This window comes from Bradyrhizobium yuanmingense (assembly GCF_029167105.1).
GTDB lineage: Bacteria > Pseudomonadota > Alphaproteobacteria > Rhizobiales > Xanthobacteraceae > Bradyrhizobium > Bradyrhizobium yuanmingense_A.
This window is the reverse complement of record NZ_JARFML010000033.1, coordinates 12893-38460: the sequence shown is the minus strand read 5'-3', so window position 1 is coordinate 38460 and position 25568 is coordinate 12893. Positions and strand designations below refer to the sequence as shown.

At 65.2% G+C, this 25568-nt stretch carries 23 protein-coding genes and 1 pseudogene; 11 read left to right on the top strand and 13 right to left on the bottom strand.

What is annotated here, in order from left to right; genetic code table 11:
- Positions 1 to 216 precede the first annotated feature (216 nt).
- The 7 genes from P0R31_RS31760 to rpsT all read right to left on the bottom strand — a co-directional run bounded on the left by P0R31_RS31760 (position 217) and on the right by rpsT (position 9297).
- Entirely contained in the window at positions 217 to 2379 is a 2163-nt protein-coding gene (locus tag P0R31_RS31760) for a hypothetical protein (protein WP_275518519.1), read from the bottom strand.
- A gap of 120 nt (positions 2380 to 2499) precedes the next feature.
- Positions 2500 to 3234, bottom strand: a complete 735-nt coding sequence (locus P0R31_RS31755) for a hypothetical protein (RefSeq protein WP_275518517.1) — start codon at positions 3232 to 3234, stop codon at positions 2500 to 2502.
- A 108-nt stretch (positions 3235 to 3342) separates the two neighbouring features.
- The gene (recF, locus tag P0R31_RS31750) at positions 3343 to 4479 is read right to left on the bottom strand and encodes a DNA replication/repair protein RecF (RefSeq protein ID WP_275518515.1); all 1137 of its coding nucleotides are present in this window, start codon (positions 4477 to 4479) and stop codon (positions 3343 to 3345) included.
- A gap of 46 nt (positions 4480 to 4525) precedes the next feature.
- A complete protein-coding gene (locus P0R31_RS31745; RefSeq protein ID WP_275518514.1) occupies positions 4526 to 4813 on the bottom strand; it encodes a GIY-YIG nuclease family protein in 288 nt (95 codons plus the stop codon).
- Between the two features lie 55 nt (positions 4814 to 4868).
- Entirely contained in the window at positions 4869 to 5987 is a 1119-nt protein-coding gene (gene dnaN / locus P0R31_RS31740) for a DNA polymerase III subunit beta (RefSeq protein ID WP_036002613.1), read from the bottom strand.
- 378 nt (positions 5988 to 6365) lie between these two features.
- Positions 6366 to 7775, bottom strand: a complete 1410-nt coding sequence (gene dnaA, locus P0R31_RS31735; protein WP_036002610.1) for a chromosomal replication initiator protein DnaA — start codon at positions 7773 to 7775, stop codon at positions 6366 to 6368.
- Positions 7776 to 9030: 1255 nt separating this feature from the next.
- Complete coding sequence (rpsT, locus tag P0R31_RS31730) at positions 9031 to 9297, bottom strand: 30S ribosomal protein S20 (protein WP_157284863.1); 267 nt, start codon at positions 9295 to 9297, stop codon at positions 9031 to 9033.
- Positions 9298 to 9720: 423 nt separating this feature from the next.
- Between rpsT and P0R31_RS31725 the strand changes: the two genes are divergently transcribed.
- Together P0R31_RS31725 and P0R31_RS31720 are read left to right on the top strand one after the other, a co-directional pair.
- Positions 9721 to 10038: a hypothetical protein gene (locus P0R31_RS31725; protein WP_100236171.1), complete on the top strand. Its 318-nt coding sequence runs from the start codon at positions 9721 to 9723 to the stop codon at positions 10036 to 10038.
- Between the two features lie 177 nt (positions 10039 to 10215).
- The gene (locus P0R31_RS31720) at positions 10216 to 10962 is read left to right on the top strand and encodes a polysaccharide biosynthesis/export family protein (RefSeq protein WP_275518510.1); all 747 of its coding nucleotides are present in this window, start codon (positions 10216 to 10218) and stop codon (positions 10960 to 10962) included.
- A 154-nt stretch (positions 10963 to 11116) separates the two neighbouring features.
- On the opposite strand, the gene P0R31_RS31715 is transcribed toward P0R31_RS31720, so the two are convergent.
- The 3 genes from P0R31_RS31715 to P0R31_RS31705 form a co-directional block, all read right to left on the bottom strand.
- The gene (locus P0R31_RS31715) at positions 11117 to 11788 is read right to left on the bottom strand and encodes a dienelactone hydrolase family protein (RefSeq protein ID WP_275518507.1); all 672 of its coding nucleotides are present in this window, start codon (positions 11786 to 11788) and stop codon (positions 11117 to 11119) included.
- A 163-nt stretch (positions 11789 to 11951) separates the two neighbouring features.
- Entirely contained in the window at positions 11952 to 12287 is a 336-nt protein-coding gene (locus tag P0R31_RS31710) for a hypothetical protein (RefSeq protein WP_275518506.1), read from the bottom strand.
- Between the two features lie 24 nt (positions 12288 to 12311).
- Positions 12312 to 13076, bottom strand: coding sequence for an alpha/beta fold hydrolase (locus tag P0R31_RS31705; RefSeq protein WP_275518505.1), 765 nt, complete (start codon positions 13074 to 13076; stop codon positions 12312 to 12314).
- A gap of 369 nt (positions 13077 to 13445) precedes the next feature.
- Here P0R31_RS31705 and P0R31_RS31700 point away from each other — a divergent pair, with 369 nt between their 5' ends.
- The 3 genes from P0R31_RS31700 to P0R31_RS31690 all read left to right on the top strand — a co-directional run bounded on the left by P0R31_RS31700 (position 13446) and on the right by P0R31_RS31690 (position 17689).
- Positions 13446 to 13937 carry a (2Fe-2S)-binding protein gene (locus tag P0R31_RS31700; RefSeq protein ID WP_025033225.1) on the top strand — a complete coding sequence of 164 codons (492 nt, stop codon included), beginning with the start codon at positions 13446 to 13448 and terminating at the stop codon, positions 13935 to 13937.
- Positions 13934 to 16216 carry a xanthine dehydrogenase family protein molybdopterin-binding subunit gene (locus P0R31_RS31695; RefSeq protein WP_275518504.1) on the top strand — a complete coding sequence of 761 codons (2283 nt, stop codon included), beginning with the start codon at positions 13934 to 13936 and terminating at the stop codon, positions 16214 to 16216. The genes P0R31_RS31700 and P0R31_RS31695 overlap by 4 nt, the downstream gene beginning before the upstream one ends.
- A 378-nt stretch (positions 16217 to 16594) precedes the next feature.
- Complete coding sequence (locus P0R31_RS31690; protein WP_275518503.1) at positions 16595 to 17689, top strand: HD-GYP domain-containing protein; 1095 nt, start codon at positions 16595 to 16597, stop codon at positions 17687 to 17689.
- Positions 17690 to 17818: 129 nt separating this feature from the next.
- Here P0R31_RS31690 and P0R31_RS31685 read toward each other — a convergent pair whose 3' ends face one another.
- Complete coding sequence (locus tag P0R31_RS31685) at positions 17819 to 19399, bottom strand: AMP-binding protein (protein ID WP_275518502.1); 1581 nt, start codon at positions 19397 to 19399, stop codon at positions 17819 to 17821.
- Positions 19400 to 19620: 221 nt separating this feature from the next.
- The gene (locus P0R31_RS31680; RefSeq protein WP_275518501.1) at positions 19621 to 20031 is read right to left on the bottom strand and encodes a VOC family protein; all 411 of its coding nucleotides are present in this window, start codon (positions 20029 to 20031) and stop codon (positions 19621 to 19623) included.
- Positions 20032 to 20155: 124 nt separating this feature from the next.
- Between P0R31_RS31680 and P0R31_RS31675 the strand changes: the two genes are divergently transcribed.
- From P0R31_RS31675 to P0R31_RS31660, 4 genes and pseudogenes are all read left to right on the top strand, one after another.
- A complete protein-coding gene (locus P0R31_RS31675) occupies positions 20156 to 21130 on the top strand; it encodes a Bug family tripartite tricarboxylate transporter substrate binding protein (protein WP_275518499.1) in 975 nt (324 codons plus the stop codon).
- Positions 21131 to 21280: 150 nt separating this feature from the next.
- Positions 21281 to 21733 carry an ArsR/SmtB family transcription factor gene (locus P0R31_RS31670; protein WP_275518497.1) on the top strand — a complete coding sequence of 151 codons (453 nt, stop codon included), beginning with the start codon at positions 21281 to 21283 and terminating at the stop codon, positions 21731 to 21733.
- 8 nt (positions 21734 to 21741) lie between these two features.
- A pseudogene (locus P0R31_RS31665) lies at positions 21742 to 22077 on the top strand (SRPBCC family protein); the annotation flags it as partial.
- 17 nt (positions 22078 to 22094) lie between these two features.
- Entirely contained in the window at positions 22095 to 22832 is a 738-nt protein-coding gene (locus tag P0R31_RS31660; protein ID WP_275518495.1) for a DUF899 domain-containing protein, read from the top strand.
- A gap of 300 nt (positions 22833 to 23132) precedes the next feature.
- Here P0R31_RS31660 and P0R31_RS31655 read toward each other — a convergent pair whose 3' ends face one another.
- On the bottom strand, positions 23133 to 24380 hold the full coding sequence (locus P0R31_RS31655; protein WP_275518494.1) for a S1C family serine protease: 1248 nt from the start codon (positions 24378 to 24380) through the stop codon (positions 23133 to 23135).
- Positions 24381 to 24580: 200 nt separating this feature from the next.
- Here P0R31_RS31655 and P0R31_RS31650 point away from each other — a divergent pair, with 200 nt between their 5' ends.
- The gene (locus P0R31_RS31650) at positions 24581 to 25198 is read left to right on the top strand and encodes a hypothetical protein (RefSeq protein ID WP_036002509.1); all 618 of its coding nucleotides are present in this window, start codon (positions 24581 to 24583) and stop codon (positions 25196 to 25198) included.
- Positions 25185 to 25559, top strand: a complete 375-nt coding sequence (locus P0R31_RS31645) for a transcriptional regulator (protein WP_025033235.1) — start codon at positions 25185 to 25187, stop codon at positions 25557 to 25559. The genes P0R31_RS31650 and P0R31_RS31645 overlap by 14 nt, the downstream gene beginning before the upstream one ends.
- The last annotated feature ends 9 nt before the right edge of the window (positions 25560 to 25568 follow it).

Below are 25568 nucleotides of genomic sequence, written 5' to 3'. Positions count from 1 at the left end.
ACCTATTGAGCAGATAGGGTTTTTTGGCCGGTTTTCAAGGCGCAGGAGGGCCGATTCTGGGCGCCGCAAAAAGCCCGATTCGAGGGCAGTTTTTTGCCTCGAAAAGCCGTGGATTTTGCGGGGGGCAGGAAGAGTGGTTTTGGGCACCTGAAACTGATTCATCGGTCGCCGTCATGCCCGGCCATGGCGACACCGCGAATCTGAAAGCGTGCAGCCTCAATACATCTGCAGCGGCAGCACGTCGCCGCTCGGGCCCACCAGAAGGCCCCAGGCCTCGCCGGCGTCAACGGTCAGGGACTCGCTACGCGCAGGGCGGCCGGGCAGGCGCAACGCGTACACGTATTTGCCGGGCGGCAGGTCGAGCATCGGGCCTTTCGGTGATTGCGGGCCGCCGGCGCCGGCTGCGATCTTCACCGTCTGCTTGTTGATCGTCAGCGCGGCCTCGTTCGCTGCCATGTTTCCGAGCATGAGCCGCGCTTGTCCCGCCTTCGGCATGATCTCGGCCTTGGCCGCGGCATCGGCATTCTTCTGCGCCAGGCTGACCGTGGTCTCGCCCTTGGCGCGGCCGAGCTTGAGCACGGCGGGACCTTGCGGCGAGGTGAATTCGATCTGCGCGCGTTCTGCGGACGCGGCTGCGCCGTCGGTCTTCTCCTGCCAGCCCAGCTTTGCAAGCTCGGCCCGGTAGAAGGCGAGGACCTCGTCGAGCGAAGCGGGGATGCGGGCCTCGAGCTCGCGGCGGAGCGGCGCTTCGCCTCCGGGTATCTTGGTGGTGGCGAGCGATTTCGACGAACGCTGCGTCGGCACCGGCAGCGGGGACTCAGGATCGGGCTTGAGCGGCTCGGCGGATTTGGCCTGAACCTCCACCTCCGCGCCGGCCGCAGGCTTGGCCGCTTCGGTCACCAGGCCCGATCCGTCGGCGCGGACATTCACCTTCGGGCCCATCTGCATCACGGTCATCGAGATCGACTTGCCACCCTTCGAGAACGCCATCACCGCCATGTTCGGCTGGTTGATGACGGAGGGCTGCTCCTTCCAGCCCGAGCTCTTCAGCGCGGTCCGATAGAAGCTGCTGAGCGCCTTCACGCTCGACGCCGAGGAGAATTCCAGGTGGCCGTCGCCGCCTTCGAATGTCACGGCTTCGGCGTTTTCGGGCAGCGGCACCGGCGTCTTGCTGTCAGCGAGCGCATTGAGCGGGGCGTCCGACAGGGAGGCGGCCTGCGTCTTGCGCCTGATATCATCGGCCGCAATGAGCTGCTGAGCCGTACCCAAGGCATCGCTCAGGAACCTCGCGTCGGCCTCCTTCTTCGCCTTGGCGCGGGCGGCGAGCGCGGATTCCTTCACCTGCGCGGTCAGGCTGACCATGGTGAAATCATACTTGCGGCCGAGCCGCAGCACGCCGGTTTCATCAGTGTTGGAGATCTTGATCGCCACCTCGTCGCCGGGCGCGAGCGGCGCGCTGCCATCCTCCTGCCAGCCGCGCGCGGCGAGCTCGCGCTGATAGAAGGCGCGCACGGCGGGCAGCTCGGCGATCGCGGCGGCCGAGATCTCGCGTTTGTTCGAGCTGGCGCTGCCGAGGCCCCGCGCAGATTTGGTTGGCTTCGGCCGCGGCAGGCCGGCCATGTCGTCGTCGGCCTCTAGCACCTCCGGCAGCGCGAACGGCGCGACCCGGATCTCGACATTGGTGCGGCCATCGTCGCGGCGCGTCAGGGTCAGCATCACCGGCTTCTGGTAGACGTGCGTCCCGTCGCGATCGGGGTGGTCGTAGAAGACGCGAACGCCGTTCGGAACGGCCCCGCCAAGATCGGCGTTCGGCCAGCGCGATGCCGTATCGGGGTTAAGCTTGTGCCATCCCATCGCCGCCATGTCCTTGGTAAAGAATGCTGCGGTCGCATCGAGCGCGCCGGGCGCAATGCAGCTGAGATAGGGCCGGGTCTCGTCGAACACGAGATCGATCGCGCCTTCCGGAAAGGGCACGTTCGCATAGATGCGGTTCGGCGTGTAGAACACGGCGGACTGGTCGGGTCGCCCGCGCGCCTGGGTGAAGGAAACGCGCAGCCCCTGCCGTCCCTTCTTGAAGGTCAACGCTGCGCTTTTCTCATCCAGCGGATACACATAGGGCACCCAGCCGTCGGCGCTCAGCAGCTTCCTGGTGGCGTCCGACGTGGCGGCAAGCGGGCTCGGCACGGTGTAGATCACGCGATAGGTGTCGGGACGCGAAGTGTCCTCCACCGCGCCGTCGAGCCGCGGCAGCGTATGGACGTCGACGATGCCGTCGTCTGCCGCGCCGGCGGGACGCGAGGGGATCACCACCGCGAGAATGCCGCAGGCAAGCAGCAGCCATCTTGCTGGGACTTGCGCCCCGCGCCGGATCATCGGCATCGTCAAAAAACTCCTGGATGTCGCGCGGGTCGTCATGCCCTTGCGCATTGGCGGGCTGCGGCGCCGTCGGCGCGGCCTCAGACGAGAAGTCGCGCCGGGAACCGGAGAGGTTCAACAGGCTCAGTACAGCTGGAGCGGCGGCCAGGCGTCACCGTCGCGCCCGACCGTGAGCTCCCAGGTGTCGCCGGCGGCGACGGTGAGGATGTGCGTGGTGGCGGATTGGCCCGGGACGCCCAGCCTGTACGAATATTCGCCCGGCTTAAGGTCCAGCGCGACGGCGTTGGCGCCGGCCGGGCGCGGGATGGTCCGCTCGTTGATGGTGAGGACCGCTTCCTTGTCGCCGATATTGCTGAACACCAGCTTCGCCTGGCCGGGCTCGGGCAGCACGTTCGCTCTGGTCGCCATGTCCGCGTTCTTCTGCACCAGATGAACCGAGGTGCCGGAATCCTTGCGGTCGAGCTTCAGCGCGGCCGGCCCCAGCGGCGAGACGAAGGCGAGCCGGACGTGATCGGCGTTGACCACTGCGCCATCATGCTGCTCTTGCCAGCCGAGCTTGCGAAGCTCGGTCCGGTAGAAGGCGAGCACGTCGCTGAGCCCCGCGGGCACGGTGGCCTCCAGCCTGACGCGGAGCGGCGCGTCGACGCCTTGCATCAGCGTGGTGTGGATCCCTCTGTAAGTGTAGCGGGTCGGTGCGGGCAGCTTGGCATCGGAATCCAGCGTGAGCGTCGTCGGAAACAGATGCGGCAGCGAGGCACCGGCGCTGGCCGCGAGCATGCACATCGCAAGCAGGGCGAAGCCGCACGCAAACAACTGCCATCGTGCCGGGGCTTGCGCCCCATGCCTCACCGCCGTCATGCTCATGCTCCAAGGATATCGCGCATGTCCGAGTGCTGCGCGATGGCCGCTTCTTGCTGCCTCAAGCAGCTAGTCGCGATCTGAAACAGGCGGGTTCAATGCGGCGGCCTAGCGGCGGGCCGAGACTCGTCCGCTCTCGACGTCAAACACTTCGCTCCCCGCGCCGATCTCGGCGAAGGCAGCAGGATCCGCACCGGTCAGCCACACCTGCGCGCCGAGCTTCTTCAGCTCATCGAACAGCGCCGCCCGGCGGTTCGGGTCGAGATGCGCAACCACCTCGTCGAGCAGCAGCAGCGGCACGATGCCGGTCATCTCGGCGACCAGGCTCGCATGCGCCAGCACGAGGCCGATCAGCAGCGCCTTCTGCTCGCCGGTGGAGGCATCGCGCGCCGGCATGCTCTTCGGCGCGTAGATCACCTGGAGGTCGGTGAGATGCGGGCCGTCGGTGGTGCGGCCGGCGATCGCATCGCGCGGACGGTTGTCGCGCAGGATCTGGCGGTAGCGGTCCTCGACCGAGGTCGCGGTCTCCTCGAGCAGCGCATTCTCCATCCAGCCGTCGAGCGCGATTTGAGCGGACGGAAATGCGGAGGCCTGCGCGCGCGCGTTGAGCATGCCGGTGAGCCTTGCCGCGGTCTGGCCGCGCGTGGCCGCCACCGCAACGGCGAGCTCGGCCGTCTCGCGCTCGATCGCGTCGCACCAATGGTCGTCGTAGTTGCGCGTCTCCAGCAGGCGGTTGCGCGAGCGCAAGGAGCGCTCGAGCGCGTTGATGCGGCTGGAATGCTCGCTGTCGATGGCGAGCACCAGGCGGTCGAAGAAGCGCCGCCGTTCGGACGCTGCGCCCATGAACAGCCCGTCCATCGCCGGCGTCAGCCACACCATGCGGATGTGATCGCCGAAGGCGCTGGCCGAGCCCACCGGCTCGCGGTCGATGCGGCAGCGCCGGCTGACGGTGGTATCCGCGCGCGGCGTATCGATGCCGGTGCCGAGCGTGGCGAGCCCCAGCGCGCCCTCGACCTGCGCCGACACCGCCCAGGAGCCGTCGCCCTGGTTGTCGGCGACATCCTCCAGCGTCGCCCGGCGCAGGCCGCGGCCCGGCGACAGGAATGAGATCGCCTCGATGCAATTGGTCTTGCCCGCCCCGTTCGGCCCGACCAGCGCCACCAAATCAGCCGCCGTCTCGAGCCCCGCCGCCCGGTAATTGCGAAAATGCGTCAGCGTCAGCCGATGAATGCGGGAGGGGGTCATATCACTCTGTCATTGCCGGGCTTGACCCGGCAATCCATCGCCCGCGTCAGCGGGCTATTTCATCATATAGGTCTTGCCACGCGGCATTGCTTTTCACGATCAGGTCGATCTTCCACTCGCGTGACCAGTGCTTCATGTTCTTTTCGCGCTGAAGGGCAGCGGCGATCGTGTCATGTGCCTCGAAATAGACCAGGGTCTTCACGCCGTAACGCTTGGTGAAGCCGTCCGCCAGGCCTTCGCGATGTTCGTAGACGCGCCTGACGAGGTTGTTCGTGACGCCGATGTAGAGTGTCCCACCGGGCTTGCTGGCGAGGATGTACACCCAATAGGTCATCTTGTTCGATGGATGGCCGGGTCAAGCCCGGCCATGACGAAAGGGAAAAGCAACCTCACACCCGCATCGGCATCAGCACGTACAGCGCGCTCTTGTCGTCGCGGTCCTGCACCAAGGTCGGCGAGCCGGGGTCGGCGAGGCGGAGCGTGGCGACGTCGCCTTCGATCTGGGCGGCGATGTCGAGCAGATAGCGGGAGTTAAAGCCGATATCGAGCGCGTCGGAGGCGTATTCGACCTCGAGCTCTTCGGTCGCGCTGCCGGAATCCGGATTGGTCACCGACAGCACCAGCTTGCCCGCCGACAGCGACAATTTGACCGCGCGGCCGCGTTCGCTGGAGATGGTGGAGACGCGGTCGACCGCGTTCTCGAAATCCTTCTTGTCGACCACGAGCTCCTTGTCGTTGTTCTGCGGAATGACGCGGCCGTAATCGGGGAAGGTGCCGTCGATCAGCTTCGAGGTCAGCACGACGTTGCCGATGGTGAAGCGGATCTTGGCCTGCGACAGCTCGATCGTCATCTCGGCCTCGGTGTCCTCGATCAGGCGCTGCACCTCGCCGACCGTCTTGCGCGGCACGATCACGCCGGGCATGCCCTCGGCCCCCTTGGGCTGGACGAGGTCGAGCTGGGCGAGGCGGTGGCCGTCGGTGGCGACGCCGCGCAGGGTGGCGGCCTTTGGCGTGCCGGCGGCATGCAGATAGATGCCGTTGAGGTAATAGCGCGTCTCTTCGGTGGAGATCGCGAACTGGGTGCGGTCGATCAGCCGCTTGACGTCCTTGGCGGCGAGCGAGAACGAATGCGACATGTCGCCGGCGGCCAGATCCGGGAAATCGTTCTCCGGCAGCGTCTGCAGCGTGAAGCGCGAGCGGCCGGCGCGGATCGCGAGCACCGCGCGGTCGCCGTCGGCCTCCAGCACGATCTGCGAGCCGTCCGGCAGCTTGCGCACGATGTCGTAGAACATGTGCGCCGGCACGGTGGTGGAGCCCGCGGTCGCGGTTTCCGCCGGCAGCGTCTCGGTCACTTCGAGGTCGAGGTCGGTCGCCTTCAGCGACAATTTCGCGTTCTCGGCGCGCACCAGCACGTTGCCGAGGATCGGGATCGTGTTGCGGCGCTCGACCACGCGGTGGACATGGCCCAGCGATTTCAGGAGTTGCGCGCGTTCGACCGTAACCTTCATTGCACTACTCGCCCGATCCCTTAGGAAAACACAGCGTTGAGAAGGCCGGGCGGCGGGACGCGCGCCACGGCACCGAAGACCCCGCAAGGCCGGATCATTCCTGCCGATATGACCAAAGCCGTCTGGGTCGCGCAAGGTGGCGCGGATGGCCCGCAGATTCAAGGGATTGGGGCCAGTTCCCCCACGATTTACCGCCCCAAAACGCAGACCGCCGCCCAGGTGTAGGTGCGCTCCCTCGCCCCGTTTTTACGGGAGAGGGGGTGAGGGGCTTCTCTCCGCGGGCGAGCCTGCCGTTGGATCGGTACCCCCTCACCCGGATCGCAAGAGCGATCCGACCTCTCCCCGCAAGCGGGGAGAGGTGAAAGAAGAAATAGGCCTTTATTCCTGAAGCTGGCGCTTCAGCGACTCCACTTCCTCCGACAGCGCGGTGTCCTTGGAGACCAGCGCCTCGATCTTTCGCACCGCGTGCAGCACGGTGGTGTGGTCGCGTCCGCCGAAGCGGCGGCCGATCTCGGGCAGCGAGCGCAGCGTCAGCGTCTTGGCGAGATACATCGCCACCTGGCGCGGGCGAACCACATTGGCGGTGCGGCGCGAGGACAAGAGGTCGGAGCGGCTGACATTATACTGCCGTGCCACCACGCGCTGGATGTCCTCGATCTTGATCCGCTTCGGCTCCTGCGGCCGCACCAGGTCGCGCACCTCGTGCTCGGCCATCTCCAGCGTCACCGGCCGGTTGTTGAGCTTGGAATGCGCCAGCAGCCGGTTGATCGCGCCTTCGAGGTCGCGGCCGTTATGGGTGATGGTGCGCGCCAGATAATGCAGCACCTCCTCGGGCACCTCGAACGTGGCGTGATGGGCGCGGGCCGCCGCGACGCGCGACTTCAGGATGCCGTGGCGCAGCTCCTCGCCGAGCGATCCCATCTCGACCACGAGGCCGCCGGCGAGCCGCGAGCGGACGCGATCGTCGAGGCTTTCCAGATCCGACGGCGGACGGTCGGCCGCGATCACGACCTGGCGGCCGGCGTCAATCAGCGCGTTCAGCGTGTGGCAGAACTCGGCCTGGGTCGACTTGCCCTGCAAGAACTGGAGATCGTCGATGACAAGCACGTCGATACCGCGCAGCGCTTCCTTGAAGGCCAGCGCCGTCTGCGTCTTCAGCGCGGCGACGAAGCCGTACATGAATTTTTCGGCCGTGAGATACAGCACCTTGCGCTCGTTGCCGGAATTGCCGGCCCAGGTCACGGCCTGCAAGAGATGCGTCTTGCCGAGGCCGACGCCGGCATGGATGTAGAGCGGGTTGAACATCACGGGATCGCCACGACGCCCTTCGGCGACCTGGCGCGCGGCCGCATGGGCCAGCGTGTTGGAGCGGCCGACGACGAAGCTGGCGAAGGTCAGGCGCGGATCGAGCGGCGAGCCGCCGAGCGCGTCGTGATTGGCCGAGACCGGCGCGGTCGCGGTCGACCGCAATTCCGGCGTCGGCGCGCGGCGCGCCTCGACCGGCGCGGGCGCTTCCTTCGGCTGCGCCGAGGGGCGCACGGCGGACCGCACCGTGAGGTCGATGCGATGCACTTCCGGCATCTCTGCCTGCCAGCACGACAGCACGCGCTCGGCATAATGGGCCTGAATCCAGCTCTTCAGGAACCGCGTCGGCACCGAGAGCCGCACGCTCTCGTCCTGCACGCCTTCCAGATCCATGCGTGCAAACCAGCTGGTGTAGACGTCCTCGCCAACGCTCGAGCGCAGCCGACCCTTCACGCGTGACCAGCGATCCTGTTCCATTGTCATCGTCAGAAAACTTCTCTTGAGAGATATAGTTGCGTTTGTGAGCGCCATGCAGGGTTCCTGCCACGGTCCCTGAAGTGGCGCGACCTCGAGCGAGTCCATCGTCGGGCATGGCTCGACCGTTCGGCGCGAACGCCGCGGGTCAGATCAGCGATGTCAGAGATGGAGGAGTCGCGAGGTCAGCGCGTACTCGGCGCTCCGTCACGCGCGGGAGGCTGGAGATCCGACGGAGCTGAAACGGCATCGTTGGAAAAGGAAACGTGCTGCAATACCGCGTTGAGTCCGTAAGACATGATACCTCCCCGTCCTGCCGTGATCGCTCACGACAAGGTCCTGCGTGTCCTGAAGACAACCGCGCCGTACTCCTGTCGCGGATGCCTGCCCAAATGTACTAGTCGTCCGCTCGACTTCGCCACCTTGTGTGCCGGGATAGCTTCGCGATGTCTCTCTTGTACGCCTTGGCGCGACGGGATGGATAAGATCCCGCTTGGAGACATTCAGACAAAGAGCTACCCTTCCCACATTGCTGTGGGTTCGTCCGACAATCACTTGTTGAAGCGTCGCCTACGTGCACATCGCCGCCGATTTGCACGCTCGCCCCGTTTCCTAAACCGCGCTGGTCTGAAGATCGTGGGCGCCGCTGACTGGGTTAAGGAATACACTAAGCGGAAAGACTCGCAACGAAATTGATTCACAGTTGAGCCGTCAAAAAACTTGACCTCGGTTAACGCGCGCACGACTTGTGCACAGGCTGAGAAGCAAGTTTTTGAATCCGTGCACAGAATCGAGAAGGTGGCGTGTCATGTGACATTTCTCGTTCAGCGCCAAAATTTTTTTATAAATCCGTCATGCGCCCGACGTGCGGGCGAATTTTCCAAATGCTTGTCGCTGCTATGTTGATAAGTGATTATCGAGTCATCGCTTTTCGAGACTCGTTTTGCAGGGTAACTCCACACGCACACGCGTTCCGGTGAATCTACGGTGTGCAGAACTCTTGCGCGCGCGAATTCATCTTAGCCCCGCGGCACAGGGATTTTTGCAACGCAGTGAAGTTTCGGCTGTTGCAGAACGTCGGCCGGTAGAATTACGGAATGAAGACTGACGCAGGCGATGTAGATCGTCCAAGCGACGCATGAGCCTCGCCTGACTGCTTGCGCAATATGACAGCCAATAAAAAAGCCCGGCGCGAGGCCGGGCTGTTTGACGCGCTGACCGGATCGACCGATCAGGCGATGTCGCCAAGATGACTTAGCAAGATTTACTTCGCGAGCTTGGCGATCTGCGCGGTGAGGCGCGAGACTTTGCGGCTGGCGTTGTTCTTGTGAATGATGTTGCGCTGGGCGGCGCGCATCAAGGCGGGCTCGGCTGTCGCGAGCGCCTTCACGGCAGCGGCGCGGTCGCCGCTCTTGATGGCTTCCTCGACGTTGCGCACGGCGCCACGCATCTGGGTGCGGCGCGACTTGTTGACGGCGGTGCGGCGGGCGATCTTGCGCGTCGCTTTCTTGGCGGAAGTGGTATTGGCCATGGTCTCAATGTCCTTTGCGGGTACCGGTCGCGTCTTGGTCGGGTAGCGCCGGCTTGCTTGACCGCGGAATCGACGCTCGGATTTAGGGTGTTCGGTTGCTGGGCCGTTCCCGGAACATGAGCGACCGCCTTGCGGCTGTCTCTGAGGCTCCAAGGTGTCTTCAAGCTCGGATGAGTCCTGAAGCCCAGGGTGCCTGCAACTGCTCAAAGAACAGCGGCGGCGGGATTGCGCCCACCGCCAGTTGGCGCCCTTATAGAGAGGGTCTTTCGCACCGTCAACGCTTTCGGGCGCCGGAAACGCGCCTTTGGCGGCCTGGATGAGTGCCGTAACGCCCTGAAGAGGTTGAATTTCTGCCGTCGCCCGGCTATTGGCTGGCATCGTTCCGAAAAGGTCGTCCGCTCGGACGGCTATCGTAGGTGAGGCATGATCCGCGGCTTTTTCCGACTGATAGGGCTGTTGCTGCTCGCCGGCGGGTTCATCTTCATGGTCTATGACGGCGCCCGCTGGGTGGCCGACCAGAGCCTCAAATTCACCCGCTTCGGCCAGTTCTGGAACGACATCAATCAGGCCAGCCAATCGGCCTTCCGCACCTGGGTCGAGGCCAAGGCGCCCTGGCTCTGGACCTCGGTGATCCGCCTGGTGCTGGAGCAGCCGGTCTTCGCCGTCCTCGGCATTTTGGGCATCCTCCTGATGATCCTGTTCCGCCCGCGCAAGCCTTTGATCGGCTATTCCCGGGATTGAGCCTGGAACTGGCGGCTACGTGACACTGCCTCTTACCCTCCCTTGGAGGGGCTTCTCATATTTCGCTGCGCTCCATATGAGCCGACCCTCCCCCTCCCGGGGAGGGTAAGACACTCAACGCTTTATTAACCATAACCGGTGCATCACTGGAGCCGTCTCGTTTCGAGGATGGGTCCGGTGCCGGTTGCACGCGCGTTTCGATGGTCGAACTTGGCGTCCTTGGCAGCGTCCGCCGCGCTCGTCCTGGGCGGCTGCATGCAGACCGCAACTCCCGTCGCGATGGTGCAGCCTCGTCCCGATCTCGATGCCATGGCCTATGGCCAGCCCTATAATGCGCCGCGGCCGGTCGTCGTCGCCAACAACGGCGGTGGCGCGATCGCCGCGCTCAGCAATTCCTTTACCGCTTCGCCCGCGCCGATGCCGGTCGGCTACGCCGCGCCGATGGCGGTGCCGGTGCGTAATGGCGCCTCCTACCATCTCGACGCCGGCGACAAGCTCCGCGTCGTGGTCTACGGCCAGGAAGGTCTCACCAACAGCTATGCGATCGACGCCGGCGGCTCCATCACCATGCCGCTGATCGGCGCGGTGCCCGCCCGCGGCCGCACCACGGCAGGGCTGGCCGGCGAGATCGCCGCACGCCTGCGCAACGGCTACATCCGCGAGCCTTCGGTGGCGGTCGAGATCGAGACCTATCGTCCGTTCTTCATCCTCGGCGAGGTCCTAGCGCCCGGCCAATATCCCTACGTGCCGAACATGACGGTGGAGAGCGCGGTCGCCATCGCCGGCGGCTTCTCGCCGCGCGCCAAGCGCGACATGGTCACAGTCACGCACACCGAGAACGGCGGCGCCATGCGCGCCGTGGTGCCGCTCGGCACGCCGCTCGCGCCCGGAGACACCGTGTTCGTCGGCGAGCGCTGGTTTTAGTTTCAGCTCGACGTTCTCTTTCGTCATTCCGGGGCGCGCGTAGCGCGAGCTAAGGTGCGCAATTGCGCACCAGAGAATCCATAACCATGATCGGGAGTATGGATTCCGGGCCTGCGCGGCGCATCCCGGAATGACGGTGGAGAGAGGCGGGGCTCTATTTCAAATGCTTCGCGAAAAAATCCATGCTGCGCGGCCAGGCGATGTCGGCGCTGGCCTTGTCGTAGCTGGCGCGCTCGTCGCAATGGAAACCATGCTGGGCGCCTGGATAGATGAAGACCTCCACATCCGGCCGCTTCGACTTGATGGTCTCGACGTCGGCGAGCGGAATCCCGGCATCCTTCTCGCCGAAATGCAGCTGGGTCGGCACCTTCGGCGTCTCGTCGGCGAAGCGCACGACGGCGCCGCCGTAATAGCCGATCGCGGCCTTCAGGCCGGTCAATCGCGTCGCCGCGACGAAGGCGATGCTGCCGCCCAAGCAAAAGCCGATGATGCCGACGGGCCCGATGCTCTTCACCGCATCGATCGCAGCTTGCGTGTCGTGCAGCATTGCCGCCCAGTCCGGATTGGCCACGAACTTGCGCGCCTCCGCGATCTCGTCGGGCGAATAGCCCGACTGGAAGTTCGGCGCCGTCCGGTCGAAGATCGACGGCGCGATCGCGACATAGCCTTCCCCGGCAAGGCGGTCGCAGACCGAGCGGATGTGGTGATTGACCCCAAAGATCTCTTGGATCACCACCACCGCGCCCTTCGGCGTGCCGGCGGAATCAGCGCGATAAGCGCCGAGCTGGAAATTGTCCGAGGCCGTCAGCTTGATGTCCTGTCCCACGCGGGTTGTCCTTCTTGTTGCTACTAACTCCAATCTCTCCCCTCATCCTGAGGAGCGCGCTCTTCGCGCGCGTCTCGAAGGATGCAAGGCCGAGATGCGAGAGCCGGGCCTTCATCCTTCGAGACGACCGCTTCGCAGTCTCCTCAGGATGAGGGGTAACACCTCACTCCCACATCCAGTTCTCACCGTAATCCTCCTTCCATCCGGCCAGCCGGCCGTGGCGGAATTGCAGGAACAGGCGATGACGGTAGGGGATCAGGCCGCTGCCGCCGATGTTGCGCAAGGCGAGATAGATCTCGTGGCCGGGACGGCCCCGCACATATTGCAGCTTCTGCCCGAGCGCGCGCGCGGTCTGCTCAGTATCCATGCCGAAGGCGAGCGGAATGTTGTTCGACAAGGTCGTGACGAAGGGCTGGCGCTGCGGCACGGCGCCGATCGGCTCGGCCTGCGCAGATAGCGACAGCAACATCGTGCCCGCAGCCAGCATCATCAGCTTCATCGCTTATGTCCCCGCTCGATCGGCCTATGCCGGCAAGTTCTTCAGGAAAGGCGCGACCGCGTCAACAAAAGCCTCGGGCTGATCGATGTTGACGGCGTGGCCGGCCGCGGGGATCACGACCTTTTGCGCGCCAGGGATCTTTGCGGCCATGTAGTCGGACGCGGCGAGGAACGGGGTGTCGTCGGCGCCGACAACGATCAGGCTGGGCACCCGGATGTCGGGCAGCAGTTCCATCACGCGCGCATCGCGCTGGGTCAGCATGCCGCGCGCGGCGAGCGCCAGGCCCCTGGCGCCCCGATGGTTCGCGGTGGCGCGCTCGCGCGTCGCCGATTTCAAGACATCGAGGCCTTCGCGGTCGAGCCGGTCGGCGGTTTCAAGCGCCCGCGCGTTCCAGGCTTCGCGCGCATCGTCCTTCCTGAAGCCGGGGCCGGTGTCGATGATCAGCAGCGCGCGGGCCCGCTCCGGATGTGCGCGATAGAACGCCAGCGACATGTAGCCGCCGAGCGAAAGCCCGCCGATGATGGCGCGCTTCGCGCCGACCGCATCGAGGATCGCCGCCATGTCACCGACCGTGAGCTCTTCGCTATAAGCACTCGCATCGTCAGGGTAATCGGACTGGCCGTGGCCGCGCATGTCCCACAGGATCAGCGTGTGGTCCCTCGCCAGCGCGTCGACCTGCCCATGCCACATCGCCGACGTCGAGGAATAGCCGTGCGTGAGCAGCAGCGGCGGGCCGTTGCCATGAACCTCGTAGTAGATGTTGACGCCGTCGCGATTGATCTCCGCCATTGTTCCTGCCCTTTCTTTTTTCTTTCAACCCAATGACGACGACGGTGGACCCTTCTCACCAGGGGAGAAGGGACGCCTGCGGCTGCGTCCGCACTCTAACGCGCCAAGTTACCTCGAAGAAACTGCCCGAATGCGATGGCACGCATGCCGGAGGCACGCGCTGTTGTGTCCAGTGGCTGCGTCGCCGCCCTTGGCGCGGCGCACAACGAGCGAGTGTGGCGGTCGGTTTTTCGACTCGTTCCAGATTGCATTTGCCTCGGCGCCAGAACGCGATCATGCTTGCCGGCAAGGCTGACGTCAGCCCGGTGGGCGTCCGCCATTCAAGTTGCCGCCGTAAGCGGCTTCATGCACCGGCAGGGGAAGACGCCTATGCCAACTCTCACCATCAACGGGCGGAGTCTGTCCGTGGATGCGGCGAACGACACGCCGCTCCTCTGGGCGATCCGCGAGCAATTGCAGATGACCGGCACCAAGTTCGGCTGCGGTGCCGGGCTGTGCGGTGCCTGCACCGTGCACGTCAACGGTGAAGCCGTGCGCTCGTGCCAGACCATGCTCAGTGACGTCGCCGGCAAGAAGATCACCACCATCGAAGGCCTTTCCGCCAAGGGCGATCATCCCTTGCAGAAGGCCTGGATCGCCGAGCAGGTGCCGCAATGCGGCTATTGCCAGTCCGGCCAGATCATGCAGGCAGCTTCGCTGCTCGCCAAGAATCCCAATCCGACCAAGGAGGAAGTGGTCGCGCACATGGACGGCAATCTTTGCCGCTGCATGACCTATTCGCGGATCCAGAAGGCGATCATGCGCGCCGCATCCGAGATGCGCACCGCCTCGGCCACCTCGAGCGAGCGGAGGCCCACATGAACGAGCATGTGAAGAACGCAACACCTGAGACGACCGATCTCAGCCGCCGCTCCTTCCTCGTCGGCACCGCCGCGACCGGCCTCGTGCTCGGCTATGCCGGCGTGCCCGGCATCGAATCAGCCGCCGCCGCGCCCGCCAATTTCGAGCCGAGCGTCTGGTACGCGATCTCGCCGGACGGGCTGGTCACCGTGACCTGCGGCAAGGCCGATATGGGCCAGCACATCGCCTCCACCCTGGCGCAGATCGTCTGCGAGGAATTGGGCGCGAAATGGAGCGACATGCGCGTGCAGCTCGCCTCCAACGATCCCAAGTTCAACGATCCCGTGCTGGGCGCGCAGATCACTGGCGGCAGCTGGTCGACCATGATGAACTTCGAAGCGATGAGCCGCGCCGGCGCCGCCGGTCGCATCGCATTGACCGAAGGTGCCGCCGCCGCCATGGGCGTGCCGGCATCGGAGCTTGTGGTGCGCGATTCCATGATCGTGCATCCGAAATCGAAGAAGCAGATGTCGTTTGCCGATGTCGTGAAAAGCGGCAAGGCGACGAAAACCTTCACGCCCGACGAGCTGAAGGCGATCAAGCTGAAATCGCCGGACCAGTACACCATGATCGGCGTCTCGGTTCCGCAGCTCGACATCCCCTCAAAGACCAATGGCACGGCGAAGTACGGCATCGATGTGATGCTGCCGGGCATGGTCTACGGCGCGCTGGTCACGCCGCCGGTGCGGTTCGGCGCCACGGTGAAATCGGTCGACGACAGCGCGGCAAAGAAGGTGCCAGGCTTCATCAAGGCCGTCACGCTCGACGACAAGACAGCAACGACGTCGGGCTGGGTCGTCGCCGTCGCCAGCACCTATGCCAACGCCAAGAAGGCGGCCCAGGCGCTGAAGATCACCTATGACGCGGGTCCGAACGCGAAGCTGTCGAGCGAGTCGCTGCTCGACGAGGCCAAGCGGCTCCAGAAGCTGGACGATTCCGGCCAGTTTTTCGTCAAGGACGGCGATCCCAATGCGGCCTTCGGTTCGGCGGCCAAGGTGGTGGAGGCCGAATACACCACCAGCATCAACATCCACGCGCCGCTGGAGCCGATGAACGCCGCTGCGGAGTTCAAGGCCGACATCCTGCACATCTATTCCGGCAACCAGTTTGCGACGCGCTCCGGCGCGATCGCGGCGGGCGCTGCCGGGATCGATCCGAAGTTCGTGGTCATGCACCAGATGTGGCTGGGCGGCGGCTTCGGCCGGCGTCTCGATGCCGACATGATGATTCCGGCGGTGCAGGCGGCCAAGGCGGTCGGCAAGCCGGTGAAGGTGATCTATTCGCGCGAGAACGACATGACGATGGATTTTTCGCGTCCGCTCACCTACCAGAAGGTCAAGGCCGGCGTGGATAGCGATGGCAAGCTCATTGCGATCAGCCACGACGTGGTCTCGGCCTGGCCGACCGCGCGCTGGGGAATACCCGACTTCCTGACGCCCTCGGTCGACAAGAAGGGCCCGCTCGATTCCTTTACGGTGAACGGGGCGGACTTCTTCTACACCGTGCCCAACCATTATGTGCGCGCGATCAAGAACGAGCTCGCGCACAACGCCACGCCCTCCGGCCAGCTTCGCTCGGTGGCGCCGGGCTGGACCTTCTGGGCGGTCGAAAGCATGATCGACGAGATCGCGGCGGCGACGGGCAAGGATCCCGCCCAGTTCCGCATCTCGTTGCTCGACGGCGCCGGCAAGAACGACGGCGGCGCGCAGCGCTTGCGCAACACCCTGCTCGCCGCGATGGGGCTGTCCGGCTACGGCACCAAGCAATTGCCGAAAGGCGAGGGCATGGGCGTCGCCTGCGTCTCGTCGCAGGAGCGGGCGACCGCGAGCTGGACGGCGTGCGTGGCTCACGTCGCCGTCGCGCCGTCGGGGGCGGTGACCGTGAAGAAGCTCACGGTCGCAACCGACGTCGGCACGCAGGTGCATCCCGACAATGTCCGCGCCCAGGTCGAGGGTGCGGCGCTGTGGGGCCTGTCGCTGGCGATGTACGAGAAGGCGACGCTGAAGGACGGTGGCATCGAGCAGACCAATTTCGATGGCTACACGCCCTTGCGCATGAGCCAGACGCCGGAGGTCGCGATCGCCGTGATCGCCAATGGCGAGAAGGCCACCGGCGTCGGCGAGCCCGCGGTCACCGTGGTCGCGCCGGCCATTGGCAACGCCATCTTCAACGCCACCGGCGCCCGCGTCCGCGCCCTGCCGATCACGGCGGAGGCCGTGAAGGCGAGCATGAAGGCATAAGTCGAGCCGTGATTGCCAAATGAGCTGATCCGCCGGAGGGCAACCTCCGGCGGATTGTTTTTGGGTGCGCTCAATATTTCGCTGTCATGCCCGGGCTCGTCCCGGCCATCCACGTTCTTCTCACGTCCGGGCCAGGACGTGGATGGCCGGGACAAGCCCGGCCATGACGGAGAAATTCCCCTTATCCATCAATGCCCGTTCTACTGTGCATGGGGTTGTTTTCGCCGGTTGTGAAATTCCCCCCGGGAACCCCAATACCTAAAATTGCGTGCAATTCCCCAAGGCTCCATTGAGCACGCCTCTTAAGGGCCAGAGAACCTGAACCGGCTTAGGCTGATGGGCCAATACGCCCGAGTTCCCGGTACTTGTGGGGAAGCCATGAACGCCTCAGCCAAACCCGCCGCCAAACGCCGGCTCCTGCTCGCCTCCGATCGGAGCGACGGGAGCAGCGAGCTCGCCAGCATCCTGAAGGCGGTCGGCGACGTCTCCACGGTGAAGACGGACGAGATCCCCGCCCAGCCCTCGCGCGATCTCTCCGGGCTCGTGGTCGACATCAACCTGCGCTCGCCCGAGAGCGTGCAGCGGGTCCGCAACAAGCTGCGCGGCGATGCCTATCGTTCGATGCCGCGGCTGTTCGTGCTCGCGGACGCCCTGCATCACGGCACCATGCAGGCCTGGGCGTTAGGAGCCACCGACACCATTTCACGGCCGCTCCAGGCCGACGCCATCCTGCAGCGCATTCGCGCCGCCTTCCCGGACACCGCGGCCTATGACGCGACCGATCGCGGCAAGACGCTCAACCGCGGCGTCGAGGCGGCGCATGCGGTGCTGACCAAGATGTTCGAGAAGCTGCCGCTCGGCGTGCCCCTGAGCTTCGACGACGTCATCGCCGCCGAGAGCAAGATCCTGAAGGCGATCAAGCATTCCTCGCTGCGCGAATGGCTCACCACGGTCGGCTGTCACCATGTCGGCAGCTACCGCCATTGCCTGTTCGTCACCGGCTTCGCCGTCGCCTTCGCCCAGCATCTCGGCATGCGCGAGGACGACCAGCGCCGCCTGACACGCGCCGCGCTGCTGCACGACGTCGGCAAGGCCTTCGTTCCGGCCTGGCTGCTCGACAAGCCCGGCAAGCTCACCGACGAGGAGATGGCTGAGGTCCGCCAGCATCCGCGCCGCGGCTATGATGCGCTCGCCGCACAAGGCGGCTTCCCGCCGGAGATGCTGGACGTGGTGCTGCATCACCACGAATTCCTCGACGGCTCCGGCTATCCGAACGGCCTGTCGTCGAACCAGATCAGCGACATCGTGCGCCTGACGACGATCGTCGACATCTACGCCGCGCTGGTGGAGAAGCGCGCCTACCGCATGCCTTTCACCCACTCCCGCGCCTTCACGATGATGGAAGGCATGGGCGGCAAGCTCGACCAGCAGCTGCTGCAGGCGTTCCGCCCGGTCGCGCTGGGGTCGTTCTAGCCGGGATGCCGTAGGGTGGGTTAGCCTCGCGGCTGCGCGAAGCGCAGGCGCCAGGCGTAACCTACCATGCCTCCGCAATTGCCGAACGAAGTTGGTGGGTTACGCCTTCGGCTAACCCACCCTACAAGATCACCCCACCAGCTTCCGCAGCTCCGCCTTCGCCACCTTCTCCAGCGTCGAGCGCGGCATGTCGTCGACGAGCCTGATCTCGCGCGGCAGCTTGAAGTCGGCGAGGCCCTTGCGGCAGGCTTCCATTACGCGATCCTGCAGGTCGGGCGCAGCGCCTGCGACGCCGCCTTGCGGGATGATGAAGACCACCGGCACCTCGTCCAGCATCGGATGCTTCTTCGCCACCACCGCGGCCTCGCGCACGCCCGGCACGAGCGCGATCACCTGCTCGATCTCGGAGGCCGCAACGTTCTCGCCGCCCACCTTCAGCATGTCCTTGGCGCGGTCGCCGAACTTGATGAAGCCGTTCTCCAATCGCTCGACGCGGTCGCCGGTGAGAAAGAAGCCGTGCTCGTCAAAACTCTCGCGCGTCGCCTTCTCGTTGTGCAGGTACTCGGCAAACAGCGACAGGCCGGGGATGCCCTTGATTGCGAGATTGCCGGTGTCGCCGACCTCCGTCGGCCGTCCCTCGTCGTCGGTGATGCGGATCTGATATTCGGGCGCGGCGCGACCGATCGACATCGGGATGTTGGGCTGATCCACCTCGCCGACGATGCCGTGGGTGATGGTCTCGGTCATGCCCCACCAGCCGATCATCTTGACGCCGAAGGCGGCAAAGGCCGGCGGCTCGTTGATGGCGGTGCCCCACAGGCGGAACTTATGGTCCTTCGGGATCTCCTGCTCGAGCAGCGCCTTCATGCAGAACGGGATGGTCGAGGTCCAGGTTGCGCCGTGCTCGCGCGCGACGCCCCAGAACCGGCTGGCGGAGAAGCGCGGCTGGATCACGCAAGTGGCGCCGACCCACAGCGTCGCCAGCATGGAATAGGCCAGCGCGTTGGTATGGAACAGCGGCAGGTAGGCCTGGTGCACGTCGCCGGCGTGAAGGTCCTCGTGCGCGGCGTTGATCTTGGCGCCCCACAGCGCGTTGGCATGGGTCCACAGCACTGCCTTCGGCCGCGACGTCGTGCCCGAGGTGTATTGCACGCTGCATGGCGCCAGCGGATCGGTCGCGCGCTTCGGACGATCGGCGCTGTCGGCGAACAGCGATTCGAAGCTGTCGCCGCGCGAGACGCCCCGCGCTGGCGCCGTGCCCGCATCGTGCGAGGTCACCGCCAGCCAGCGGATGTTATGGCAGTTCTGCGCGACGGCTTCCGCATAGGCCGGCTGCGTGATCGCGGCGACCGCGCCGCAATGATCGGCGAAATACGCGATCTCGGCCGGCGCCGAGCGCGTGTTCGTGGTGACGGCGACGGCCCCAAGCTCGACGCAGGCGAACCAGGCCAGCATCGCCTCGATGCAATTGTCGAGATGAATGAGCACATACTCGCCCGGCTTGACGCCGCGCCTGGCGAGGCCGGCCGCGAGCGCGCCGACGCGCTCGTGAAATTCGCCGTAGCTCCAGCGCCGCGCTGGCGCGTCGAACGCCGCCCAGATCAGGAATGGATGATCACGCCGGACTTCGGCGCGCAGCTTGAGCAGCCAGGGCACGTCGAGCCCGTCGAACGGGCCCACGATTCCGGCTGTGGTCTGTTGAAGTGGCATGGCGGCCTCCCGTGCAGCCTGCATCCTGCTGGCGGCTGCCTTTTGATTATTGCGTCTTCCTGCCATTGGACGACGCGGGACGCAATCGGGGGTATGCGTGAGCGCGCTCTCTCCGCCGTCATTGCGAGGAGCTCTTGCGACGAAGCAATCCAGACTGGTTCCGCGGAGGGATTCTGGATTGCTTCGCTGCGCTCGCAATGACGGGTCGGGCTGGGGGCGCCTCAATCCCCGTACGACGAGATCTCGATCAAACTGCCATCGGGATCGCGGCAATAGACCGAGCGCAGCGTGCCGCGGGCGCCTTGCCTCGGGCCCGGACCTTCCTCGATCGCGACGCCATGTGCCCGCAAATGCGCCACCACCTCGTCCGGCGTGGCCGAGGTGAGAAAGCACAAATCTTCGCTGCCCGCCGTCGGTTGGTCCGCGGTGAACCACTCCACCTTGTCGGCATCGCGGTGTCGGACGTTGATCCTCTGGTTACCGAATTCAAGGAAAGTCCGCGGCGCTTTGCCGCCGCCGGGATCGAACACCTTGACATCCATGCCGAGAATCTTGCCGTACCACGCAGCACTTGCCGCGACGTCGCTGACATTGATCACGAGATGATCCAGGGCATGAACCTTGACCGGCATGTCTCATCCTTTCGTCGTGATGTGCCCCGCGCACTTTCCGCACTCCGCAAGCTTTGTTACAACCTCGCCGGCGTTCCTTTCAAGCTATCGAACTTTCAAGAACAACACTGGGAGAACCCTCGAGATGATCACTCGCCGTACCGCGCTGGGCCTGCTCGCCGCCAGTCCACTTGCAGCCACCCCGCTGTCGAAGGCGTTTGCCGCCGATTATCCGGCCCGTCCGGTGAAATGGGTGGTGGGCTATCCGCCGGGCGGCGCCACCGACATTCTGGCGCGGTTGATCGGCCAGAGGCTCTCGGAGAAGCTCGGCCAGCAATTCGTGATCGAGAACAAGCCGGGCGCCGGCAACAACATCGCCACGGAATCGGTCATCAACGCGGAACCCGACGGCTACACGCTGCAGCTAGTCAACCCGGCCAACTACATCAACGCCTCGCTCTACAAGAATCTCAAGTTCAACTTCGTGAACGATATCGCACCGGTCGCCTCGTTCCAGCGCGTTCCGAACGTGATGACCGTCAACAAGGACGTGCCGGCCAAGAACGTCGCCGAGTTCATCGAGTACGTGAAGGCCAATCCCGGCAAGGTGAACATGGCCTCGTCCGGCAATGGCACCTCGGTGCATCTGTCCGGAGAGATGTTCATGGCCATGACCGGCTGCAAGATGCAGCACGTGCCCTATCGCGGCGCCGCGCCCGCGATCACCGACATGCTCGCCGGCCAGGTGCAGGTGATCTTCGACAACATGCCCTCGATCATCCAGCACATCCGCTCCGGCAGCCTTCGTGCGATCGGCGTCACCACGGCTGAGCGCTCGCCGCAATTGCCGGACGTTCAGACAGTCGCGGAGACCGTCAAAGGTTATGAGGCGAGCGCGCTGTTCGGCATGGGCGCGCCGAAGAACACGCCGAAGGAAATCATCGCCAAGCTCAACGCCGAGGTCAACGCAGTGCTCAAGGAGCCCGACATGGCCAAGCGCCTGGTCGAGCTCGGCGGCGAGCCGCGGGCGCAGACGCCCGAGGCGTTCGGCGAGGAGATCAAGGCCGAGACCGAGAAGTGGAGGAAGGTCGTCGACTTCGCCGGCCTGAAGGTCGAGTAGAAATCTCGTGATGACCAGGAAGAGAGCCCTGCCGTTCGGCAGGGCCTTTTTTCTTGGCTGCATTGCCAGCAACCCCATCACGCTCTCGTGCGGATCCGCGCCTTCGCCTTCCGGCTTGACGTTGCCGCGCTCGCGTCTATACTAAACCACATGGTTAAGTATCAGGACGAGACGCTGGACCGGACTTTTGCGGCGCTGTCAGACCCGACGCGTCGTGCCTTGCTGGCGCGCCTCGGCGAGCAAGACGGCCTGTCGGTGAGCGAACTGGCGGCCCCGTTTGCGGTATCGCTGCCGGCGATCATGAAGCATCTCGACGTGCTCACCGATGCCGGGCTGATCGTGCGCGAGAAGACCGGGCGCACGGTCGCCTGCCGGCTGACCGCGCAGCCGATGGAGCAGGCGATGAACTGGCTCAATCGCTATGCGCAGTTCTGGTCCCACAATCTTGATCGCCTTGCCGCCTTCGTGGAGGAAGAGACATGGCCAACGCAGCCGCCAACGCCGCCGAACGCCCGGCAGAACGACCAAGCCTCACGCTCACGCGCCGGCTCCGAGCGCCGCCGCAAAAGGTCTACGCCGCCTGGACGCAAGCCGCGCAGCTAGCGCAATGGTTCGGGCCGCCGAACATGAAGCCGGCGACGCTTCAAGCCGAGCTCGACGTTCGCGTCGGCGGCCGGTTTCGCATCAGCTTCACCGGGGACGACGGCGAATACTTCGAGGCCGGCGGCCGCTATCGCGAGGTGGTGCTGAACGAGCTTCTGGTCTTCACCTGGGCCTGGCACTCGACGCCGGAGCGTGAATCGCTGGTGACGATCTCGCTGAAGCCGGACGCTGCCGGCACCTTGATGATCTTCCATCACGCCCAGTTCTTCGACGAGACTGCGCGCGACAACCACCAGCGCGGCTGGAGCTCGATTTTCGACAAGCTCGATGCTTTCGTCGCCTGATCCCAGAGGAGACCGCCATGCAGCAACATCAGATCGTTTCGCGCGAGCAATGGATCGTCGCGCGCAAGGCCCTTCTGGCCCACGAGAAGGAATTGACCCAGGCCCGCGAACGGCTTGCCGACGAGCGCCGTCGGCTCCCCTGGGTCAAGGTCGACAAGGCGTACGAATTCGAGGGGCCGAACGGCATTGTGTCCTTGGGCGATCTGTTCAAGGGCCGGCCGCAGCTCATCGTGCAGCACGTGATGTTCGCACCCGATTGGGACGCGGCCTGCAAGAGCTGCTCGTTCTGGGCCGATGGGTTCGAGCGCATGGTGCCGCATTTGGCCGCGCGCGACACCGCCATGGTTGCGGTCTCGCTGGCGCCAAGCGCAAAGCTCGAAGCCTTCAAGAAGCGGATGGGCTGGACCTTCGACTGGGTTTCCTCAGGCCGCAACGACTTCAACCGCGATTACGGCGTGACGTTCTCACAGGAAGAGGTCGCGACCGGCAAGCCGATGTACAATTTCGGGACCACGCCGTTCTACGGCCCCGAGCTGCCCGGCATCAGCGTGTTCTTCCGCGACGAGGCCGGCGCGATCTTCCACACCTATTCCTGCTTCGCCCGCGGCCTCGACATGATGAACGCTGCATATCAATATCTGGATCTCACCCCGCTCGGCCGTCACGAGGAAGGCCTGCCCTATCCGATGGACTGGGTCCGCCTGCGCGACCAGTACGAACCGCAGCCGGCAAAGGCGGCGTGCTGCCACGGGTGAGGGGAGCGCGCGACGCACATCAAAGGTGCCATCGCCCGGCTTGCCGCCTTCGCTGAAGCTTCGGCGCGCCGAGCATCCGTGTGAGCCTCGGCCTAGCCTTGGCGGAGCCGGGACCGGGCGATCCAGTACTCCGAGACGGCAGTGATGAATCGAGAGGCCGCGGCATACTGGATTCCCCGCCTGCCGCCTACGCTAAAGTGTCGGCGCCCCTGGACCTCAACCCCGGCGAAGCCTTGGCGTAGCCGGGTCGCGGGGAATGACAGCCGAGGGTGAGGTGCAGGGTGTGCCTTGCCCCGATCGCTACCGCTTCGCTTCCGCCTGCTCCGCCGCGTTGCACGAGATCAGCATCGTGTAAGGCCGGGCGTTGGCGGCGATGTCGGTGGTCTTGAGCTCGGCCTTTGGCTCGGCGGTCTGATAGGACACGACGGAATTGTCGAGGAAGTCGCGCAGCACGCCGGTCTTGATGGCGAAGTTGATGTTTTCAGGAATATTGCCGGTCGCGACCGCGATGCGCAGTGCCGGGATCTTTGCGGTGACCACACCCACGACCTGACCTGTGTTGTCGAACAGCGGCCCGCCGCTATTGCCTGGCTGCACGGGTGCGCTGATCTGCAGGAAGCGCGAGTCGTTGCGCATGCCACTGAGCGAGCTCACGATGCCGGTGGTCACGGTGAAGTCCGAGGTCAGGATGCCGTGATAGGGAAAGCCGATCGCGATCACGGAATCGCCGGAGCGGATCGAGCGGTCGCGGATCCGGGCAAAGTCCTTGAATGTCGTGGTCGACGGCGCCTGCAACAGGGCGAGATCGTTGTTGGCATCGCTCGAGACGACGCGCAGCACCATTGCGGCCTCGCCGGTGAGATTGCCCTTGATGTCGCCGACGCAGCCGTCGATCACATGGTGGTTGGTGACGATGTGCCCGCTCGCGCTGACGACGAAACCGGTGCCGCTCCTGGCCCGGGCAGGTTTGCCGCCGGCCGGCGCTGCCGCCTGCTTCTCCGCCGTGGCCGCCGGCTTGGTCGCACCCCTGGTGAAATCGCCTGCCTTGCTGAGCCCGTCTGCCTTCACCCGCGTGACGCAGTTCGCCAGCGCCGCGATCAGGGGCGCCGTCGACGTCAGCACGAATTGGAGTGGCTTGCTGCCGTTGGTCGTCACCACCATCAGGCTTGCCTTCTGGAAGGTGCGAGCGACGTTGGGGGGCAGGATGGTCGTCACCATGTTGGTGGTGCCGGCGGTCGCAAACAACCTCGCCTGCTCCTGGCCGTCGAAGATGAAGTCGATGGGCGCGGTATCGCCCTTGTTGAAGCGAAAGCTGGGGCTGGCAAAGCTCAGCAGCCAGGAGCCGGCCGCATTCTGCGCGACGAAGAGACTCACGCCGTTGGCGTAAGGTGCGGTCGCCGCGCAATGGGAGAACGCGCCCGTCTCGTCATTGCTGAATGCGCCGCCGGCCCAGTTGCCGACATTGACGGTGCCGAACGGCCCCGCCGCGTTCGCCCCGAACACACTCACCTGCAACACGAACGCAACGACCAACGACCTCAGCCACATACCAGCCCCCCGGCAAACGCACTTGCATCCATCTTATCCGCGAGGGCAGGTGAGGCGCAACCGTCAGTTGTCTGCTCTCGTCCGGTTGGCCGCGACAATTCGGGCTTGCATATACTTTGCAACGCCGTATACTTTGCAGTACAAAGTAACGGGGCCGTTGCCTCGTAATGTCCGGGTGGAACGAGGTTTTGGCGTTGCCGATGCGCGATCTCGACAAAGCGCTGGCCGACATCGTGACGATCCGCAGCCAGATCGCGGCGGGCACCGCCTTCCGCGGCTATGGCCCGGCGACGATGGCGGCGACCGGCGCTGTTGCGCTCATCACCGCCGTCCTGCAATTCTGGTTGCTGGATGATCCCACCGGCGAGCCGCTCGTTTTCTTCATCGGCTGGTTCATCGCCGCCGCGCTGTCTGGATTGATCATCGGCATCGAGATGCGCGCGCGGTCGCGGCGCCATCATTCCGGCCTCGCCGACGCGATGATCCACCAGGCGGTCGAGCAGTTCCTGCCGGCGGGCGTTGCCGGCGTTCTGCTCGCGGTGGTGATGTGGAAGTTCGCGAGCGAGACGCTGTGGCTGCTGCCGGGCCTGTGGCAGATCCTGGTGTCGCTCGGCATCTTCGCCTCGGTCCGCTCGCTGCCGCGCACGGTCGCGCTCGCCGGCGCTTGGTATTTCGTGTCCGGCTTCGCGGTCGTGGTGCTCGCGAGCCGAACTCACACGCTGTCGCCATGGACCATGGGCCTACCTTTCCTGATCGGCCAATCGCTGATGGCGGCCATTCTGCATTTTGCGTCGGGAGACAACGATGTCGAAGACTGACAGCGCGCCCTTCTCCTATGAAGGGCTCGACCGCGTGATCCACGAGAAGGCGAGGCTCGGGCTTCTGACCTCGCTGATGGCGCATCCCAAGGGGCTGGCGTTCGGCGATCTCAAGCAGCTCTGCGGCCTCACCGACGGCAATCTCAGCCGGCACCTTGCCGTGCTCCAGGAGGCCGGGCTGGTCGAGGTGACCAAGGGCTACGAGGGCAATCGCCCGCACACCACCTGCCGCCTCACCAAGGCCGGCCGCCGCCGCTTCCTCGACTATCTCGCCGTGCTCGAGCGGCTGGTGCGCGACGCGGCGAAGGCCGCCGGCCGCGAAGCGCCGCCGCTCGGCCGTCTCGGCATCGCCTCGACCTGATCTCCCCTT

Coding starts and splice junctions, on each gene's coding strand:
- P0R31_RS31675 (WP_275518499.1), top strand. CDS start 20,156: ATGATCACTCGCCGTACCGCGCTGGGCCTGCTCGCCGCCAGTCCACTT.
- P0R31_RS31680 (WP_275518501.1), bottom strand. CDS start 20,031: ATGCCGGTCAAGGTTCATGCCCTGGATCATCTCGTGATCAATGTCAGC.
- P0R31_RS31710 (WP_275518506.1), bottom strand. CDS start 12,287: ATGAAGCTGATGATGCTGGCTGCGGGCACGATGTTGCTGTCGCTATCT.
- P0R31_RS31685 (WP_275518502.1), bottom strand. CDS start 19,399: ATGCCACTTCAACAGACCACAGCCGGAATCGTGGGCCCGTTCGACGGG.
- P0R31_RS31695 (WP_275518504.1), top strand. CDS start 13,934: ATGAACGAGCATGTGAAGAACGCAACACCTGAGACGACCGATCTCAGC.
- P0R31_RS31725 (WP_100236171.1), top strand. CDS start 9,721: ATGATCCGCGGCTTTTTCCGACTGATAGGGCTGTTGCTGCTCGCCGGC.
- dnaN (WP_036002613.1), bottom strand. CDS start 5,987: ATGAAGGTTACGGTCGAACGCGCGCAACTCCTGAAATCGCTGGGCCAT.
- dnaA (WP_036002610.1), bottom strand. CDS start 7,775: ATGACAATGGAACAGGATCGCTGGTCACGCGTGAAGGGTCGGCTGCGC.
- P0R31_RS31650 (WP_036002509.1), top strand. CDS start 24,581: ATGCGCGATCTCGACAAAGCGCTGGCCGACATCGTGACGATCCGCAGC.
- recF (WP_275518515.1), bottom strand. CDS start 4,479: ATGACCCCCTCCCGCATTCATCGGCTGACGCTGACGCATTTTCGCAAT.
- P0R31_RS31700 (WP_025033225.1), top strand. CDS start 13,446: ATGCCAACTCTCACCATCAACGGGCGGAGTCTGTCCGTGGATGCGGCG.
- P0R31_RS31660 (WP_275518495.1), top strand. CDS start 22,095: ATGCAGCAACATCAGATCGTTTCGCGCGAGCAATGGATCGTCGCGCGC.
- P0R31_RS31670 (WP_275518497.1), top strand. CDS start 21,281: ATGGTTAAGTATCAGGACGAGACGCTGGACCGGACTTTTGCGGCGCTG.
- P0R31_RS31755 (WP_275518517.1), bottom strand. CDS start 3,234: ATGACGGCGGTGAGGCATGGGGCGCAAGCCCCGGCACGATGGCAGTTG.
- P0R31_RS31705 (WP_275518505.1), bottom strand. CDS start 13,076: ATGGCGGAGATCAATCGCGACGGCGTCAACATCTACTACGAGGTTCAT.
- rpsT (WP_157284863.1), bottom strand. CDS start 9,297: ATGGCCAATACCACTTCCGCCAAGAAAGCGACGCGCAAGATCGCCCGC.
- P0R31_RS31690 (WP_275518503.1), top strand. CDS start 16,595: ATGAACGCCTCAGCCAAACCCGCCGCCAAACGCCGGCTCCTGCTCGCC.
- P0R31_RS31760 (WP_275518519.1), bottom strand. CDS start 2,379: ATGCCGATGATCCGGCGCGGGGCGCAAGTCCCAGCAAGATGGCTGCTG.
- P0R31_RS31745 (WP_275518514.1), bottom strand. CDS start 4,813: ATGACCTATTGGGTGTACATCCTCGCCAGCAAGCCCGGTGGGACACTC.
- P0R31_RS31645 (WP_025033235.1), top strand. CDS start 25,185: ATGTCGAAGACTGACAGCGCGCCCTTCTCCTATGAAGGGCTCGACCGC.
- P0R31_RS31655 (WP_275518494.1), bottom strand. CDS start 24,380: ATGTGGCTGAGGTCGTTGGTCGTTGCGTTCGTGTTGCAGGTGAGTGTG.